The sequence below is a fragment of the Deltaproteobacteria bacterium genome (assembly GCA_022340465.1).
GTDB lineage: Bacteria > Desulfobacterota > Desulfobacteria > Desulfobacterales > B30-G6 > JAJDNW01.
Genome location: JAJDNW010000061.1, coordinates 79066 through 97141 on the forward strand (window position 1 = coordinate 79066; position 18076 = coordinate 97141).

At 54.5% G+C, this 18076-nt stretch carries 19 protein-coding genes; 8 read left to right on the plus strand and 11 right to left on the minus strand.

The annotated features are described in order from the left end of the window. Positions 1-196: 196 nt before the first annotated feature. The 5 genes from LJE94_09840 to LJE94_09860 all read left to right on the plus strand — a co-directional run bounded on the left by LJE94_09840 (position 197) and on the right by LJE94_09860 (position 4063). Positions 197-652 carry a hypothetical protein gene (locus tag LJE94_09840; GenBank protein MCG6910408.1) on the plus strand — a complete coding sequence of 152 codons (456 nt, stop codon included), beginning with the start codon at positions 197-199 and terminating at the stop codon, positions 650-652. A 2-nt stretch (positions 653-654) separates the two neighbouring features. Then, positions 655-1392 carry a 3-oxoacyl-ACP reductase FabG gene (gene fabG / locus LJE94_09845; protein MCG6910409.1) on the plus strand — a complete coding sequence of 246 codons (738 nt, stop codon included), beginning with the start codon at positions 655-657 and terminating at the stop codon, positions 1390-1392. A gap of 6 nt (positions 1393-1398) precedes the next feature. Beyond that, on the plus strand, positions 1399-2019 hold the full coding sequence (locus LJE94_09850) for an outer membrane lipoprotein carrier protein LolA (GenBank protein MCG6910410.1): 621 nt from the start codon (positions 1399-1401) through the stop codon (positions 2017-2019). Further along, positions 2016-2681, plus strand: a complete 666-nt coding sequence (locus tag LJE94_09855) for a hypothetical protein (GenBank protein ID MCG6910411.1) — start codon at positions 2016-2018, stop codon at positions 2679-2681. The genes LJE94_09850 and LJE94_09855 overlap by 4 nt, the downstream gene beginning before the upstream one ends. A 122-nt stretch (positions 2682-2803) precedes the next feature. Then, positions 2804-4063: a radical SAM protein gene (locus LJE94_09860; GenBank protein ID MCG6910412.1), complete on the plus strand. Its 1260-nt coding sequence runs from the start codon at positions 2804-2806 to the stop codon at positions 4061-4063. Here LJE94_09860 and LJE94_09865 read toward each other — a convergent pair. The 8 genes from LJE94_09865 to LJE94_09900 all read right to left on the minus strand — a co-directional run bounded on the left by LJE94_09865 (position 4037) and on the right by LJE94_09900 (position 11260). Beyond that, positions 4037-4834: a 1-acyl-sn-glycerol-3-phosphate acyltransferase gene (locus LJE94_09865; GenBank protein ID MCG6910413.1), complete on the minus strand. Its 798-nt coding sequence runs from the start codon at positions 4832-4834 to the stop codon at positions 4037-4039. The two genes, LJE94_09860 and LJE94_09865, sit on opposite strands and share 27 nt — an antisense overlap. Before the next feature lie 81 nt (positions 4835-4915). Then, the gene (locus tag LJE94_09870) at positions 4916-6151 is read right to left on the minus strand and encodes a 3-oxoacyl-ACP synthase (protein ID MCG6910414.1); all 1236 of its coding nucleotides are present in this window, start codon (positions 6149-6151) and stop codon (positions 4916-4918) included. Positions 6152-6260: 109 nt separating this feature from the next. Next, positions 6261-6515 carry an acyl carrier protein gene (locus LJE94_09875; protein ID MCG6910415.1) on the minus strand — a complete coding sequence of 85 codons (255 nt, stop codon included), beginning with the start codon at positions 6513-6515 and terminating at the stop codon, positions 6261-6263. Positions 6516-6550: 35 nt separating this feature from the next. Further along, positions 6551-7447, minus strand: coding sequence for a lysophospholipid acyltransferase family protein (locus LJE94_09880; protein ID MCG6910416.1), 897 nt, complete (start codon positions 7445-7447; stop codon positions 6551-6553). A gap of 79 nt (positions 7448-7526) precedes the next feature. Next, positions 7527-8249, minus strand: coding sequence for a glycosyltransferase family 2 protein (locus LJE94_09885; protein MCG6910417.1), 723 nt, complete (start codon positions 8247-8249; stop codon positions 7527-7529). A gap of 26 nt (positions 8250-8275) precedes the next feature. Beyond that, positions 8276-9988, minus strand: a complete 1713-nt coding sequence (locus LJE94_09890) for a DegV family EDD domain-containing protein (protein MCG6910418.1) — start codon at positions 9986-9988, stop codon at positions 8276-8278. Between the two features lie 2 nt (positions 9989-9990). Next, positions 9991-10401: an acyl-CoA thioesterase gene (locus LJE94_09895; GenBank protein ID MCG6910419.1), complete on the minus strand. Its 411-nt coding sequence runs from the start codon at positions 10399-10401 to the stop codon at positions 9991-9993. A 106-nt stretch (positions 10402-10507) separates the two neighbouring features. Further along, positions 10508-11260: a glycerophosphodiester phosphodiesterase gene (locus tag LJE94_09900; GenBank protein ID MCG6910420.1), complete on the minus strand. Its 753-nt coding sequence runs from the start codon at positions 11258-11260 to the stop codon at positions 10508-10510. Positions 11261-11388: 128 nt separating this feature from the next. Between LJE94_09900 and LJE94_09905 the strand changes: the two genes are divergently transcribed. After that, positions 11389-12180, plus strand: a complete 792-nt coding sequence (locus LJE94_09905) for an HAD-IIB family hydrolase (GenBank protein MCG6910421.1) — start codon at positions 11389-11391, stop codon at positions 12178-12180. A gap of 27 nt (positions 12181-12207) precedes the next feature. Here LJE94_09905 and LJE94_09910 read toward each other — a convergent pair whose 3' ends face one another. From LJE94_09910 to ugpB, 3 genes are all read right to left on the minus strand, one after another. Beyond that, positions 12208-13128, minus strand: a complete 921-nt coding sequence (locus LJE94_09910; protein ID MCG6910422.1) for an ABC transporter permease subunit — start codon at positions 13126-13128, stop codon at positions 12208-12210. A 30-nt stretch (positions 13129-13158) separates the two neighbouring features. Further along, positions 13159-14049 carry a sn-glycerol-3-phosphate ABC transporter permease UgpA gene (gene ugpA, locus LJE94_09915; protein MCG6910423.1) on the minus strand — a complete coding sequence of 297 codons (891 nt, stop codon included), beginning with the start codon at positions 14047-14049 and terminating at the stop codon, positions 13159-13161. Positions 14050-14129: 80 nt separating this feature from the next. Then, entirely contained in the window at positions 14130-15458 is a 1329-nt protein-coding gene (ugpB, locus tag LJE94_09920; GenBank protein MCG6910424.1) for a sn-glycerol-3-phosphate ABC transporter substrate-binding protein UgpB, read from the minus strand. Positions 15459-15848: 390 nt separating this feature from the next. Between ugpB and ugpC the strand changes: the two genes are divergently transcribed. Together ugpC and LJE94_09930 are read left to right on the plus strand one after the other, a co-directional pair. Beyond that, a complete protein-coding gene (gene ugpC / locus LJE94_09925) occupies positions 15849-16946 on the plus strand; it encodes a sn-glycerol-3-phosphate ABC transporter ATP-binding protein UgpC (protein MCG6910425.1) in 1098 nt (365 codons plus the stop codon). A gap of 48 nt (positions 16947-16994) precedes the next feature. Further along, entirely contained in the window at positions 16995-18059 is a 1065-nt protein-coding gene (locus tag LJE94_09930; protein MCG6910426.1) for a branched-chain amino acid aminotransferase, read from the plus strand. Positions 18060-18076 lie beyond the last annotated feature (17 nt).

Here is an 18076-nt window from a genome sequence, read left to right on the forward strand (position 1 = left end):
GATTACACAAATTTTAGGTTTTCTGCACCCACTTTATATGCTAAAAAAATCGGCGACACGATGATGATGGCGCGTAGCCGTGAGAAAGGCCTTTGCGCCCATCCACTCAGGTGAAGCAAGAACGCTATAAAATCTTGGCAAGCTTTTCAATGCTTTTTGTCACAAACGCATGAAAAATATTAAGGAAATCCCAGTTATGCCACCGGACAACCTGACATTGGAAGACCTTCTGCCCCATCGCAGCCGGATGCTGTTGATTGAGAAAATCTTGGAAGGGACTCCCCAAAAAGCGGTCAGCACCGCCGTCGTCAACGCATACTGGCCCTTTTTCAACGGCAGCGACGTGAGTCCGCTCGTACTGATCGAACTGACCGCCCAGACTGCCGGAATCTGCGCAGGATTGGCCCGTATAAAGGAACGTGGCCTGGAAACCGACAAAAAAAGCTGGCTGGTGGGTATCAAGCGCGCCGATTTGTATGTGGAGACCCTGCATCTGAAGGACTGTATTACCACGCACGCGGAAAACAGCTTTGAGTACGAAGGGTACCGTCAGATAAAGGGGACGGCCTGGATCGGCGAAAAGCTCCTCGGCCGCATTGAACTGCAGGCCATTCAAGCCGAAGAAACGCATGTTGAACAACGGAGTCAATGAGCATGAAAACATCCAGCAACCAGCGCGTCGCCCTGGTTACCGGTGCCAGCAGAGGTATCGGCCGGGCCATCTGCGTCGAGCTGGCCAAAGCCGGCTATTGGGTCATCATCAACTACCGGTCGGATGCCGCCGGGGCCGCCGAGACCCTTAGGATGGTCAAAAACAGCGGATCCGATGGTCGCACCATCGCGTTCGACGTTGCCGACCAAGAGGCATCGCATGCCGCCATCGAAACCATCATCCAAGAACACGGCGGCGTGGATACCCTGGTCAACAATGCCGGCATCACCGCCGACGGTTTGTTTCTGATGATGCCGCGTGACGATTGGAGCCGTGTGATCGATACCACCCTCAACGGCTTTTACAATGTCACCAAGCCCCTTTTGGAAAAAATGATCCGGCGGAAAAAGGGTTCCATTGTTTCGATCGCTTCGGTAGCGGCTCTGTTGGGCAACCGGGGCCAAGCCAACTATTCGGCAGCCAAAGCGGGACTGATAGCTGCCAGCCGATCGGTGGCCTCGGAAGTGGCCCGGTTGGGCATTCGGGTAAATGTGGTGGCACCCGGCCTCATAGAAACGGACATGATCAAAGACGCTCCCGTAAACAACATAAAAACCCTGATTCCCATGGCCCGCATAGGAAAACCCCAGGAAGTCGCCAAAGCGGTGCGCTTTCTCTGCTCCGAGGACGCATCCTACATCACCGGACAGGTGCTGTCCGTTAACGGCGGCATGCTGTAATCTACCATGCATGCTTTCACATCATTCAAACATCTTCGCCGTCTCATACTCATTCCAGCCGCACTGGCATGCCTGGGGTGGGCCGATTCCATGCAGGAACTGCAGTCAACCGCCGCAACCGTGACCTCCGTCAAAGCCGCGTTCATCCAGGAAAAACACATGAAAATCCTGGCCCATCCCCTTACGTCCCAAGGCACCTTTCTTTTTAAGGCGCCGGATTCACTGCGGTGGGAATACGACCGGCCGGTCCGGAGCATTCTGGTGCTGCACAACGGTAAAATCAGGCGGTTCGTAAAAAAAAACGGCCGTCTGACCGAGGATGCATCGGCCGGGCTGCAGTCCATGCAGGTGGTGGTGCAGGAAATAACCCAGTGGCTCGGCGGCCGGTTCGAGGAAAACCCCGCCTTTACCGCCACGCTGGAGCCAGGGGCAAAGATCGTCATGACGCCCAGGGATGAAGCCATCGCCAGACTGGTCCGGCGGATCGAAATCCTTCTCTCCGACCGGCCGGGGGTCATCAAGTCCGTTACCATCTATGAAAGCGAGGACTCGTTCACCAGGCTGGACTTCCGGAATGTCACCCTCAACAGCGAACTGGACGCCGACGCTTTCCGGACAATCAAATGAAAGCATCCGTAATACTCCTCCTGATATGGGGCCTGCTGCTGTCGTGCAGCCGCCTTCCCGAAATCGTTCCCGCCGACCAGGCGCCCCTCCCGGTAGCGGATTTTGCTTGCCGGAATTTGTTTCCGGAAGGCAACTGGCAGTTGACCCACGCTATCGAAGCCACGCTGCCGGGCAACCGGAAGGGGTTCATGTTGGGGGTGACGGTTCTGTCTTCCGCAACCAGGTCCGTAAAGATGGTGATCATGACCCTCGAGGGGTTCGTGGTTTTCGAAGCGCGGCATGAGGGCCAAACCACCAGCATCGACCGCGCCGTTGCCCCTTTCGACAGCGACGCTTTCGCCCGGGGCCTGATGGCGGATATCGACCTGATTTTTTTCAAACCCCAGGCGGTTCGTGAAATTAGGGGCGTCTTCAACGGTGATACAGCCGGGTGCCGATATCATCTGCGGGACGATGGTGTCGTTGACGTGGTCAAAACGGCTGACAACCGGTGGGAAACGCGGCAATACCTTGCCAGCCACCGCCTGGTGCGTACCGTAAAGAGCGTATACGACCCCAAAAACAGCGGTATTGCCAAAAAAATTGCATTGACCGCTTACGGGCATCCGGGATATGCGCTGGCAATGGACCTGTTGGAGGCGATACCCCTGGGGGACGATTGAAAAGAAGACGTCCCTTAGAAAAACAAACCTAAGCGTTGCAAAAGCGCGGTTGTATGCAAGCGCAAAAAGCCGCATCCGCTCAGAAGTCAGAACAGCCCAAAAACAGATTGGAATGAATATCTATGAAATTCAAATTGATATATCCTAAATGGCCCAAACTCGACCGTCAGTCGGAGTTTCACCTGCCTCCCCATGGACCCGTCGTTTTTGCGGCGTCCCTGCCCGAATACGTCCAGGTGTCCTTTACTGACGAAAACCTCGAAACCATCGACTTCGACGATCCGGTCGATTTTGTAGGGATCTCCATGATGCTGACGGTACAGGTCAAAAGGGGATGGGAAATTGCCGATATGTACCGGCAAAAGGGTATTCCGGTTATCTTCGGGGGCATTGCCACCATGCTGCACGCCGAGGAAACGGCAGCACACGCCGACGCCGTTTTTCTGGGAGAATCCGAAGGCAGAATGGAAACGGTGATGACCGACTTTCGTAAGGGGCAGCTGCGTCGTCGCTACAACTATTTGCAGGATAGGCCGCCAATTGAATCGGTAGGACCGGCCAGAAGGGACATCCTCAACCGGGATCTCTACAACTACAAAGGCATTCAAATGGTGGATCTGGTGCATGCCTCGAGGGGCTGCCGTTTTCACTGCTACCCCTGTGCCGTGGCCTACCTGGGCGGGAGAAAGTTCCGGCCGCGACCCATCGAAACGGCCGTGGAAGAGATGGCCGGCATCGACAACAACCGCCTGTTCATCGTTGACAATTCCCTGGCCCAGGACACCCAGTGGGAAAAGGACCTGTTCCGTGAAATGATACCCCTGAAGAAAAACTGGTGCTGCCATCCCATAGAGGACAAACCGGAGGTCCTCGACCTGGCGGCCCAGGCAGGCGCCTGGTACGTCTACCAGGCCGTTTTCGACACCTCGAACCTTATTCGGGAGCGCATCCGACGCTACCATGATCATGGCATCGCTGTCGAAGGCACCATTCTCCTGGGATTGGATCATCACACCGAAGACTTTATCAAACGGTTGATCGATTTTCTGTTGGAAATCGATCTGGACCTGGCCGAATTCACGGTCCTGACGCCCTTTCCCCACACCAAGGCCTACGATGACCTCAAACGACAGGAGCGTATTTTCTCTTATGAGTGGAACGACTACTCCGCCGACAAGGTCGTTTACCACCCGAAACAGATGACCGCCGGAAAACTGCAGGAACTGCTGGATGTCGCCTGGAACACGTTTTATCAGGATGAATCCCAGGAAATGAAGATGTTCAAGCTCTTTCACCGGGTCGTCGAAAGGGAAATGGCCAACGGCACGTTCAGGCCCCGTAACCGCGAACTGGCATCAAGGGCCTTTGGGCGGGCCATTTAGCGTTACATGCTGTTCTAACAAGTCCCTGGCCCTCTCCATCATTTCGGCAACGGAGAGACCCTGGTTCCGGTCATCCGGATCGATGACGGCGACCCGTTCGACCGTGATCGCGGCGGGGGCAAGGGCGTTGAACAGAAACCGGCCGGGAAAAAAAACCTTGTCCGTGCCGCTGATCCGCAACACCTCTATCGGTGCCTTGCAACGCCGGGCAAGCTTGAAGGCGCCCGTGTTGAATGGCCCGATCTCTCCGCTCCGGCTGCGCGTCCCCTCGGGAAAGACAAACAGGTTGCCGCCGCGTGCAAGATAGCCATCCATGGCCTCGACGCGTTCGATCATCAATTCCGCAAGACGCCCCCGGGCACTGTCGGGTATAAATCCCGATTGCTTCATCATCCACCCGAAAATCGGAGCACTGAAAAATACACTCTTAACGATGGTTTTATGACAGGGAAACAGGGAGATCAAAATCAGCGGATCCAGGTAGGACAGATGATTGCTTACGACAACCGACGACCGAATGGATTTGATCTCGGGGGATACGCGCCACACCACCCCCGGCGACAACACCCTCAACAACCGAAGAAATCCCCTGTAAAACAGATGGTTCAAGCGCTGAAAGGCGATTTCCCGCTGCCGGGAAAACAGGTAGGCCGCCAGGTAAAACGGCAAAAACAAAATCACGAACCCGAGGGTGAAGTACAACCACAAAAGGGTTGTCACCAACAGATCGAACGCCGGATTCAGCAAGCCGGTACGACATGCTTTCATCATCGGTTAGCCTAATGATATCTTTCGTGAAACAAGCATCGGTGCCGGAACGGGCTTATGCATCCTTGGGAAAAACAGCGGATATTATTCCGGACGTTTTAGAAACAAACAGGTGTTCACCCCACCGAAAGCGAAGTTCTGGATCCCTGCAATGCGGATGTTTTCCTCGCGTATTTCCTGAACATGCCTGATCATGGCGCATTTTTCGTCGATCTCGTCCAGATTCAGGGTCGGGGCGACAAAGCCTTCCTGCATCATATAGATCGTCATAATCGACTCGATGGCTCCGCAGGACCCCATGGTGTGTCCCGTGTAGCCCTTCAGGCCGGATACCAGGGGGGCGTTGCCGTATACCGCGCCGGTCGCCTGAGCCTCGATGGCGTCGCCCTGTTTCGTGGCCGTGGCGTGTGCGCTGATAAAGTCCACCTCGTCGGCATTTATGGCCGCATTCTCCAACCCCAGCCGGATGGTTTGCTTGATGCCGTCCGTGCTGGGCAGAATCATGTCCCCGCCGTTGTTGTTGCAGGAAAAACCAATCACTTCCGCCAGAATGTCGGCACCTCTTTTCCGGGCGGATTCATACGTTTCGAGCAGCACGGCCCCGGCGCCTTCGCCCACGACCAGCCCGTCTCTGTGTCTGTCAAACGGTCTGGGGGTCAAGTGGGGCGTTGCATTGAACTCGGTGGAACAGGCCATCAAATTATCGAAGACCGCAACCGTGGTCATGTCATATTCATCGGCGCCCCCGCAGATCATGGCATCCTGGAGGCCGAATTTAATCATCTCGTAGCCAAGTCCGATCGACTGGCTGCTGGTGGTGCAGGCGGTGGATGACGAAATGACCCGACCGGTGATGCCGAACATCTTGGTAATGTTGACCGCCGTCGTGTGAACCATGAATTTCAGGTAATCCACCGCCTTGATGGACCCATAGCCGTCATAGGTGTCATCGAACAGCGCCTGGTAGAGGTCCCTCTGCACCAGGGGGCTGCCGTGGGTTGAGCTGAAGGCGACACCCAGCCGTCCGGAAACGATGAAGTCGTTGTCCAGACTTGCGCTCTCCAGGACCTCCTTGGCGACCTGACAGGCGTAATACGAAACCGGCCCCATGGTCTTACGATCCTTGCGCTTGAAATCATAATCAATGGGATAGTCCACGGAGCCGAATACCCCTGTGTCGATATATTTAGAGTACAAGGGGTCGTGCCTGATCTTCTTGACGCCGGACACCCCCTCGAGGAGATGTGCGACGATGGCATCTTTGCCGTGGCCGATGGGAGTTATGGCCGAGCATGAGGTGATGACGACTCTGCGGGTCATGAATTTAAACGCTTCCGGGGATGCGTACGCTTGCATCCATTCCAGGCTGAAAACCGTTTTTTAAATGCTTACACATAAGGATTCAAGGATTCCGACGGTCACGTGACGGTCATGTACGGGTCTTCGCAATCAATTCGATATAATCGAGAATTTGACTGATGGTTCGGATTTCCATGGCCTTTTTTTTCTCGTCCCTCGTCAGCTCCGTTTGAAGCAGTTTTTCAATTTCTCCCAAGAGTTCGATGGCATCGATACTGTCGAATCCGTGCACGTCCCTCAGGTCGTCGTCGATCCCGGGATCTTCGATCTCGAACTGTTCGCTGAAGATGTTGATGATTTCCGCTTTTATCTCTTCTCTGTTCATTGCGAAAACACCCATAATATAAACGCCCGGTCAGTTCAAATGGATTTTTCCTCTGCCGGGGTAAAAAAGGGCGAGAAATGGTACCATTGCAGGGGATACTGTTTCAATGCCGCTTCCAGTGTGTGTGCGTAAGATTGGACGGACCGGCGAATCGCATCCCTGCGTTCCGCCCGCGATCCTGACATCAGGTAATTGGCTTCGGACATGGTGAACCGGTATCCGCCGCCTTTTTCGCGAAAAGCGAAAAAGGTGAACAACGGCGCTCCCGACAGCAAGGCCAGCACATGCGGGGCCTCGGGCAGCAAAACATCGCGGTCTAGGAAGGCCGCGGGGACGGTCCGCTGGCGCCTGTTCCAGACCAAATCGCCGGTCATGGATACCACACCGCCGGATTCGATGAATTTGATCCCCTCGACCAGATCCATGAGGGACCCGCCGCCCTCGTCCACCGCAATGATCCGAATCCCGCTTCGAGCGAGCGCTTCTTTTTGCTCGCCCTCAATCTGTTCCTTCTGCCTCCTGCCCATGTAAAGCAACAGATGAAGATTATTCAGTTTTCTTTTTAACAGGTGCGCGGCCACCTCCCAGTTTCCCATGTGGGACATGAGCAGAACGGCGCCTTCACCTTTTTGAAGCGCCGCTTCCAAATGCTGCATACCTTCGGACCGGTAGGCAATCTCCCCGGTTTGCTGCAGCACGTATCGGTCCAGGTACACATGAGTGAAATGATGAAACTGCCGCCAGGCGCACCACAGATGGTACCATGCACGACGCGCCGGATACAACGCACGGTAGGTGCTCATACTGTTGCCCACCCGTCCGGGGAAAAACAGAAAATAACCGGTGGCCACAAACCAGGCAAACAGCCGAAATATCCAAACGCCCCACTTCCTGGATAGGCAGGTCACGATTCTGTAAAACAAGCCGCGCATACCGATATTGACATCTCCCCTGAAACGCCGATTGTCATTACAGCCCCAACAGCCGGGTGCATAATGGCCGTTTGCATCATCACAAAAAGATGGCCGCTTTATTCAACAACCGACGGGTAATCAACCGGGTGAACGTGTGTGTGTTCCGCATAAAATCGACAAAGGGGCGAAAGTGGGATACCCTCAACCGCCCCTTGGGATAGGTTACCATGACCGGCACTTCAATGATCGGCATCTTTGACCAGTGGGCTTTTACCAGGATTTCCAACTCAAACTGGTACCGCCCGGATGCAATCCTGAACGCCAGAGACTCCGGCAAGGGGTAGATCCTGAACCCGCTCTGGGTGTCGCTGATAGCCGGCCCCCCGGAAGCCCGTATCCAGAAGTTGGAAAACCCGCGACCGAAGCGGCTGGTCCAGGGCACCTCGCCGGCCTGCATGCCCTGCCGCGCGCCTACGATTATGGGCCGCCTGCCGTCGGGTATGGCCGCCATCAAGCCCGGCGCATCCTCGGGATGGTGCTGCCCGTCTGCATCCATGGTAATGGCCCAGTCCGCCACTTCCGCCGCCCGTTCGAACCCTGTCCTAAGGGCGGCACCCTTGCCCCTATTCATCGCGTGGCGCAGGACCTCGACGCCCTGCAGCGCTTCGAGACCGGCCGTGCCGCCATCCGTTGAACCGTCGTCAACGACAATGACGGGTATTGCGAGGCGACGCGCCCGTTCGACGATGCCGGCGAGCGTGGTTCCATGGTTGTAGACCGGAATAACCACCGCAAATGACCGGTTTTCTCGTTTTTTCACGCCGTCCTTATTTTCGGAAAAAGACCTCACGACGGTAAGAAGGCGATGGCCCAGGTTCCGGGTCCCATGTGTACGGCGGATGTCAGGGAGAGAGGCTGCAGCCTTATTTCGGCCCTGGGACAGCGTGATGAAATCTCTTTTCTGACCACGCTGTCTATCCATTCTCGGTTGTCTGAATACTCGAGCATGACAAACGGGGAGGCCTTGTCGTCGAAGGCTTCTTCGAACCGCTCCAGAGCGAATCTGAGCTGGCCCTTGCGGTTCTTTGTCGTCCCGATTTTTTCAACCCCTTCGGCCATGGGGCTGACGATCGGTTTGACGTGCAGAACATCGCCGAAGACCGCCTTGGCCCTGGGCATCCGGCCGCCGGCCGCCAGATATTTCAGGCGGTCAAGAAAAATGTATTCCCGGCAGGTGGCCACGGCTCGACGCGCAAAGGCCACCACCGCCCGGGCATCATCGTTGTTGACTGCATACCTGGCCGTGGCGATGGCGATCAAACCCAGCCGGCCGGACGCCGCCCCCGTGTCGATGACGGTCATGCGGCCCTCGGGATCGTTTTGCTTTTTCCAGTCCACGGCGACCTCGTAATTGCCCGTATAAACGGATCCCACACAGAGATAGAGCACGTGCCGAAACTGGTTGACCACTCGTTGGTAGTATTGATGGCGTTCATACACCGAGGCCTGGGATGTGGAAACCCGGGTGCCCCGGCGCATGGTCGTATAAAGTTCCTCGGGGGAAAAAATCGTTTCGGGCAACGATTTATTGCCCGCAACGATGTAGCTGTCCAGAAGGGTGAGGCCCAATTCCCGGGCATCTTCCCGGGTAACCGACCCGGCGGCATCCGTCATAATGTGGACGGCTCCCCGTTTCTGCACGCGTTTGAAATCCTTGATCTGGAATCCAATATCGTCATCCGCCCATTGAACGACCTCCCCGAGGGATTCGATCTGAATCCTGGCCTCCTTCGAACTGCCGACGTGCAGATGAACCTTCATGTAGTTCCTGTGGGGAATAACCACCACGCTTTCTCCCTTGTCGGCCAGCTTTTCGATGGTTTCCCTCATCTTCTCATTGTTCTGGATAACCGTGTCGATGCAATAGCCATCCTCGTCCTCCGCCTGATAGGAGGGCGCAATCTCAAGCATGCCCTCAAAGGTGGTGCGCACCGACCGATAACTGTTGTGCTGCCCGACAAGCCGTCGGAAAAAGGCTTCCAGAAACAGATACAATCCCAGGGCGCCGGAATCCACCACACCGGCCTTTTGCAACGCGGGCAAAAAATCCGGCGTCGTTCTGACGGATTGCTCGAGTACGTCGACGACCCGCTCCACATATTCGACGCTGTTTACAAATTCATTGCCGTTCATAAAGGCGACAAGGTTGTCCAATACGGTCAGCATGGTTCCCGGTACCGGCTTGCGTACGGCCTTTAAAGCATTGTCCCTGCCGAATGCCGCGGCCCGGGGAAGGCCGGCGAGCGAATCGGCGTCCAGAAGCCCTGAAAAAAACTGGGCTGCGATGTTTCCCGAGTTTCCCCTGGCCGACAGAAGCAGCCGGTATACCGTGTCTTCCAGATTGTCTTCCAGATAGCGTAAGGGCGTGAGGCTGGCGATCAGGTTGCGACCGGTGTCGCCGTCGGCGACAGGGTAAACATTGATGTCGTCCAGGACGTCTGACCAGGCGGCCACCCTTTCGACCCCGGTTATGAGTGCTTGCTTGAAATCAGATGTCATTACTAAAATCCAAGTGTTTTGCGGATATCGCCCGGTATCTCGAACAGAATCTCCGTTTCCGGATATTTCACGGCAACCTGTTCGCTTCTGCCCTTTGAGCACAGGGTGCCGTCGCCGTCCAAACGTATTTCGAAATCAACCACGATCTTGTAGTGCGCCTCCTTCACCGTGGCCTTGCAGGTGAACCGATCCCGGTAGCGCAGACTGACTATGTGCTTGGTGGATGTCTTTATGATCGGGAAAAGAATGTTGGTGTCCCTGTAATACACCACCGGGTCGAAACCCATCGCATGACAGAGTTCTTCCCGCGTCGTGTCGAAATACTTCAAGTAGTTGCCATGCCAGACCACCTGCATGGGATCCAGATCATAAAACGGTACGGTGAACTGCTTTTCATAACTTTTCATCGCCATGGATGCTCATTGTCCCCTATGGTTTCGCTTTGCCGAATCTTCCTCTATAGCATATTCCGGTGCCGGTTGAAATTCGTTTCAACATATTTTCTATAGCCCAACCCGATCAGGTATAGCATTGCCGTGCCATGATAGGATCATCGGCGATCAGGCCGTCCACGCCCAGGGCAAAGGCGCGCTCAGCGCTCTTTTGTTCTTTGATGTTGTAGGGGAATACGCGCAAACCGGCCATTTGCAGCGCCTTGACCGTCGCATGATCCAGGTAGGCGAGGTCGGGATGATATGAAAACGCTCCCAGCGATCTGCTTAGACCGACACTTTCTACAGGATGCGATCGCTCCGCAATGAGCGCAACCGGGATGGTCGCGTAGACCTGTTTGACCCGTTTTATCACCATCGGATCAAAGCTGGATACCAGCACACGCTCTTCCGCGTCGGCGTCCAGAACGTCTGTGAGAACCCCCTGTACAACCTTGCCTTTCCGCGCGGCATCCGTTGTCCGGTGCGATTTTATCTCTATGTTGATAACCACCCGGGTGTCGATTTTTTCCAGAACTTCCTTCAGTGTGGGAACCCTTTCCCCCGCAAACCCCGGATGGAACCAGCTCCCGGCATCCAACCGCTTAAGGGTTCCGAGCGTATAATCCGCCACGAATCCCCTTCCGTCGGTTGTCCGGTCAACCGTATCATCGTGCATGACCACAACCTGCCCATCCCGGGTCAAGGTCACATCCAGCTCAACAAGCTGGGCACCGGCGTCGACCGCTGCCCTGAATGACACCATGGTGTTCTCGGGATAGCGCGTCGGAAAGCCCCTGTGACCCATGATCAACGGCTTTTTAAATGTAGAAATATCCATATTGTTTCAAAACCACGTGCGTTGCGGAACCTTGTTTTGTAAAATAGTATACCAATTATAAATTTGCGACTATAGTGCCGTTTTTGTTGCTTGACAATCCTTAATCACACCGTGTAACCCGCTATGGTATGGAATCATTTCACGCCTTTCCACAAGCGCATAAAAAAAAGATCGACTACGTCCTGACCGATATCGATGACACCCTCACACTAAAGGGGCGGCTGCCGGCCGTCGCCTATCGTGCCATGGAGCGGCTGCACCGTAACGGCATTCAGGTCATACCGGTTACCGGGCGCCCCGCGGGATGGTGCGACCACATCGCCCGCATGTGGCCGGTGGCCGGTATTGTCGGTGAAAACGGCGCCTTTTATTTCCGTTACGATGAGCACGAGAGAAGAATGTTGCGCAGGTATTTCACCTCCGAAAAACAACGCCATGAAAATCACCGCAGGCTGGAGGAACTGAAAGACCGTATTCTTTCCCGGGTGCCCGGTTCGAGCATATCCGCCGATCAGGCCTACCGGGAGGCGGATCTGGCCATCGATTGCTGCGAGGACGTGCCGCCGTTGACCCGGGAAGCAATCGACACGATCGTCAAGATGTTCGAGGAAGCGGGCGCACAGGCCAAAGTCAGCTCCATTCATGTCAACGGCTGGTTCGGCGATTACGACAAGCTGACCATGACCAACATATTTTTCGAGGATGTTTTTTCCCTTGCGCTGGACCGGCACAAAGATCGCGTCATCTATGTCGGCGATTCACCCAACGACTGCCCCATGTTTGCCTTTTTCCCCCATTCCGTAGGCGTCGCCAACATTCTTGACTTCAAGGGGCGCCTGGATTGTGAGCCCTCCTGGATCACGGTCGCGAGCGGCGGACGGGGGTTCGCCGAAATGGCGGAGGTGTTGCTGTCTGCTTGAACCGCAAGGTGGCAGATATAATCTAACCTATTTCTCGGTGTCAACCAGGCCCTTTACAAACCAGCGCTGCATCATCAGCACCACCAGTATCGGCGGCAGCATGACGATCAGGGCACCGGCCAGGGCCACGTTCCAGTAGGGCAGGTCATCGGCCTGGGGTATCAGGTTCTGCAGCCCGATAACCGCCGTCATCATTTTCGGGTTGGTGGTTATCAAAAGCGGCCACAGGTACTGATTCCATCCGTACACGAACTCGATTACCACCAACGCCGCTATGTTGGTTTTCGAGAGGGGCAGCAGGATCTTTCTGAAAAAAACCATCGGTGAAGCGCCGTCCATTTTGGCCGCCTCGCACAGTTCCTCCGGAACCGTCAGAAAGAACTGACGGAACAGAAAGGTACAGGTGGCCGATGCCACCAGAGGCAGAATCAACCCCTGATAACTGTCCAGAAGGCTCAGGTCCAGGTTGACCTCTATGTCATGCCCTGCAATCCAGGCGGCAATCCCATCCAGGTGCAGCGCCGACCATAGAGAATTGAAGGGACCAAACAGGTTGGCGGCGATCTCGTATGTGGGCAGAATCCGGACCTCAACCGGCAGCATCAGGGTACAAAATACCGTTACGAAAGCAACCGTCCGGAACCGATAGTCGAAATAGACAATGGAAAAGGCACCCAGCATGGATACGATGATTTTACCGATGGTGATCCCGGAAGCCATAATGAACGAATTGACAAGCTGGGTTCCCAGATCTCCCTTTTCCCAGGCAGCCTGAAGATTGGCCGCTAACTGGTCGCCGGGGATCAACGGCATGGGTACGCGCGAGACCTCATCGATGGGCAGCGTGGCCGCTATCACCGCATAGATGATGGGAAAGCCGACGATCAAGATCCCCAGCATCAGTAAAATATAGGTAGCGGTATCCAGTATCGGTGTTTTTTCTACCATTTGCTCACAATCGCATTAACCGGAGAACCGCTATCCGGTGTATTGAACCTTTCTTTCCACATATTTGAACTGCAAAACCGTTATCAAGATGATCAACAGCATCAAAACGATGGACTGGGCGGAAGACGAGCCCAGGTTCAGGCCGATAAATCCGTCCTGGTAAACCTTGTAAACCAGAATATTCGTGGCCCCGCCGGGGCCGCCCTGGGTCACCGTGTGGATGACACCGAAGGTTTCAAAAAACGAATAGATAATGTTCATGACGGTTACAAAAAACAGGGTAGGGGACAAAAGCGGCAGCGTGATGGACCAAAAGCGCCTGAACGGATTGGCACCATCCATGGCGGCCGCCTCGATCAGGGATTTCGGAACGGACTGCATACCGGCCAGAAAAAACACGAAATTGTAGCTGATCTCCTTCCATGCACTGGCCATCACGACCATGACGAGGGCATCGCCTCCCCTGAGCACCGGGTTCCAGTCGATCCCGAACCAGCGCTTGATGGCCAACGCAACGATGCCGTAGGAGGGATGCAGCAGGAACAGCCATAAAATTCCGGAAATCGCCGGGGCCACGGCGTATGGCCAGATCAGCAGCGTCCGGATCAGGGCCTTGGCTTTTAACGCCCGGTTGGCCATGGTAGCGATGAAAAGGCCCAGGGTTATGGACACAAAGGCCGTGGAGGCGCTGAACAGCAAGGTCGTGACCACCGAGCGAAGATACAGCGGATCCTTGAACAAAGCGATAAAATTGTCAAACCAAACAAACGTGTTGTGCAGGCCAAAAGGATCGCTGAGCATAAATGACTGCATCAATCCCTGGGCGGCCGGCCAGTAAAAAAAGGTCGCCGTAATCAGTATCTGGGGCAGGATCAACAGATACGGTAAAAATCTCGATTTGAAAATGGATCGTTTTATCATGCGGCTTGAAGGCAGTTGCAGTGTTTCCCCCGGTATGGAGGAAACACTGCATTGTTCATCGGAGTTGAGCGGTTGCCAAGCTACTTATACGTTTTTTCGAACTCCCTGAGTTTCAGATTGCTGCGTTTCACGGCGCTGTCCAACGCTTCCTGAGGTGTTTTGGTATCATTCCAAACGAGCTCCAGTTCCTCGTTGATGATGTTTCGGATCTGAATGAAGTACCCCAGTCGCAGGCCGCGTGAGATCTTGGTCGGATCACGACGGGTCATCTGATGGATGCCGACCTCCTGATAGGGGTTGGCATCGAAATAGCCGACATCCTTGAGGCTTTTGTATGAGGTCAGGGTGATGGGAAAATAACCGGTTTCCATATGCCAGAACCCCTGCATCCTGTTGGTGGCCAGAAAGGCTAAAAAGGCGGCCACGCCTTTGTACTCTTCTTTGCTGTGTCCCTTTAGAACCCAGTTGGACGCCCCGCCGATGATGGAGTTCTGGGGTTCTTTCATCCAGGATTCCACCGGGAGGGGAGCGACGTCCCACTTGAAGTCCTTGACCGCTTTTTTCAGTTTGGCAATGCCGCTGATGGAATCGATATAAAGGCCGGCATTCTGAGCAATGAATTCCGCCTTGGGCCCCTGATATTTCTGGCCACCGTAAAAAAAACGTCCATCGGCCATCCATGACTTCAAGCGGGCGATGTGATTCACCACCTTCTCGTTATTGATCAACAATTCACAATCCAACCCCTCGTATCCGTTGGCCTTGCTGGCAAAGGGAATGTTGTGAATAGCGCTGTAGTTTTCGATCTGCGTCCAGGACTGCCAGGCCGTCACCAGTCCACCGGGAACCCCCGATTTCACTAGTTTTCCCGTTATTTCGGCCATGTCGTCCCAGGAGATCGGCTTCGTCTTGGACAACAGGGGGATGCCCGCCTTTTTAAACAGATCGACGTTGTAATACATAACCGGCGTCGAAGAATTGAACGGCATGGACATCAAGTTGCCGTCAGCGTTCATGTAATAAGACAGCACCGGCTGAAGGTAGTCTTTCCAGTTTATATCGTACCCCATATCCTTCATCAGTTCATATACCGGGTATATCGCTCCGGAAAGCATCATGGTCTGGGTGCCGACCTCGAAAGACTGAAGAATGTGGGGTTGTTTATTCGCCCGGATAGCCGCCACACCGGCATTGACGGTTTCGTCGTAGTTGCCCTTGTTGGTGCCGACAACAACGTACTTGTCCTGAGACTCGTTGAATTGCTTGATCATGTAGTTGCACACCTCACCTCGTGCACTTCTCATGGCATGCCACCAATGGATGGTAATCGGTGCTGCCGCAACCTGGCCGGCAAAAAATATCACAATGGCCAAACACATCAATACGGTTACAGATCGACGCTTTTTCATAACACATACCTCCTTTGGTTGATGTTGGCGCATATCCTTGAAAAGCATTCTCATTACATCACCTTCTTCTCCATTTAACCTAGTTATTTTCAAACATGGGTGGAGTCAAGGGTTATTATCCCGCTTCGCCGCGCCGGCAACATTTAAATAAAAGCATCCTGGCGGATTAAAGAAAACTTGACTTTGGAATGCAAAACATGATCAATTTCATGGATGTGCATGATACAGTATTCGCCATAATATCCTGCATATTTCTTAGGCGTTACGGTTCTCATCATCGCCTGTCGCAATCATCGCCCAAAGGATCGGAAATGCCTGAATTGAGCAATTTTCGGGCTTGCCGCAGACGCAGGGAATTTGAAACGCTCAACTTGAGAAGTGGTGTCCTGTATGGCAAAAGTTATTCTTGAACATGTGACCAAGGCGTTCGGTAAAACCGAAGTGGTCCACGGCATCGACCTCGAAATAGCGGACCAGGAGTTCGCGGTATTGGTAGGACCGTCGGGGTGTGGCAAATCGACGGTGCTGAGAATGATCGCTGGCTTGGAACAGATTACTGGTGGACGCATAGAGATCGGCGACCGCATCGTCAATGATGTGGCTCCGAAAGACCGAAGCGTGGCCATGGTTTTCCAGAATTACGCCCTGTATCCCCACATGAATGTATTCAACAACATGTCATTCGGACTTAAACTTCGAAAAACACCCAAATCCGAAATCGAAAAACGCGTTAAGGACGCCGCCCACATTCTCGGTCTCGAAGATCTTCTGATGCGCAAACCGTTCGAGCTTTCCGGAGGGCAACGGCAGCGGGTGGCCATGGGACGCGCCATCGTCCGCAAACCGTCCGTGTTTCTGTTCGATGAACCGCTTTCGAACCTGGATGCCAAACTGCGCACCCAGATGCGCACGGAAATAAAGCGACTTCATCAGAACGTCCAGTCCACCATCATATACGTCACCCATGATCAAGTAGAAGCCATGACCCTTGCCGACCGCATCGTCGTCATGAAAGATGGAAATGTCGAACAAGTCGGAAAACCGCTCGACCTGTTCGAAAAACCGGACAACACCTTTGTCGCCGGTTTTATCGGAACCCCCCCCATGAATCTGGTGCCGGCCCGGGTGGTATCCGACCAATCCGGCCTGTCGCTTCAATTCAACCCGGACATACGGCTTCCCATTCCTGAAAAGACAAACCACCAGGTCAAAGATGGGATGTCGGTTATCGTGGGACTGAGGACGGAAGATCTCACCATCGATAACGGCAACCACGGCTTTCCCGATGACTGGAAGATCAGCGGCATCGTCGAAGTGGTCGAGCCCCTCGGCGGAGAAACCATTATGCACATGGATTTCGGAGGTGTTACCTTCATCGCCAAAAGCGAAGGGCGGCGCATCATTCGCCCCGGCGAAAAGATCCATATCGCCATGAACCTGGAACACCTGCATGTGTTCGATGCAGCGTCATCCCTTTCGATATACTGATCTAAACAGAAAAACCACTATGCAATCACCACAAACAAGGAGGATATGATGCAAGTAACCGTAACCAAATCCAAGACCCTGAAACCCAGACCGGATGAATCCAACCTCGGTTTCGGCACCATATTCACCGACCACATGTTCAACATGGACTACAGCGTTGAAAAGGGCTGGCACAATCCGAGAATCGAACCCTATGGCACCATTCCCATGGACCCGTCGACCATGGTGCTGCACTACGGCCAGGGCGTCTTCGAAGGCCTGAAGGCATACCGCACCGACGCGGGTGGTGTGCAGCTTTTCCGCCCCCTGGACAACTTCAAGCGCATGAACCGCTCGTCGAAGCTCCTCTGCATTCCCGAACACGACGAAACGCTCGCCCTGAAAGCCCTCAAACAGCTGCTTGAAATCGAAAAGGACTGGGTGCCCGGCCAACCGGGAACCAGCCTCTACATTCGGCCAACCATCATCGCCACCGATCCTTTTTTGGGGGTGCGCGCTTCCTTTACCTACCGGTTCTTCATTATTTTGTCACCGGTGGGCGCCTACTATCCGGAAGGATTCAATCCCGTAAAGATCCTGGTTTCCAAAGACCATGTTCGGGCCGTAAGGGGAGGCGTCGGCGAAGCTAAAACGCCGGGAAACTACGCCGCCAGCCTGCTGGCCGGGGAAAAGGCCCACGAGGAAGGCTACACCCAGGTCCTCTGGCTGGACGGTGTGGAAAAGAAATATATCGAGGAAGTCGGATCCATGAACATCTTCTTTGTTATCGACGACGTCATCGTAACGCCCATGTTGAGCGGGAGCATCCTGCCCGGCATCACCCGCAATTCAGTCATCCAGCTGGCCGACCACTGGGGCTTGAAGGTCAGTGAAAGAAAAATCAGTATCGACGACGTCATGCAGGCTCAGGCATCCGGAAGCCTGACCGAAATATTCGGCTCCGGAACCGCAGCCGTTATCTCGCCGGTGGGTGAGCTCAAGTACGGCGATAAGGTCATTCCCATTGGCGACGGCGGTGTCGGACCCATCGCCAAGCGCCTTTTCGATGCGATCCAGGATATTCAGTACGGCAAAATCGAGGATCCCATGGGATGGACCGAACCGGTGGTGTAACGATTAACGCCAAAAAA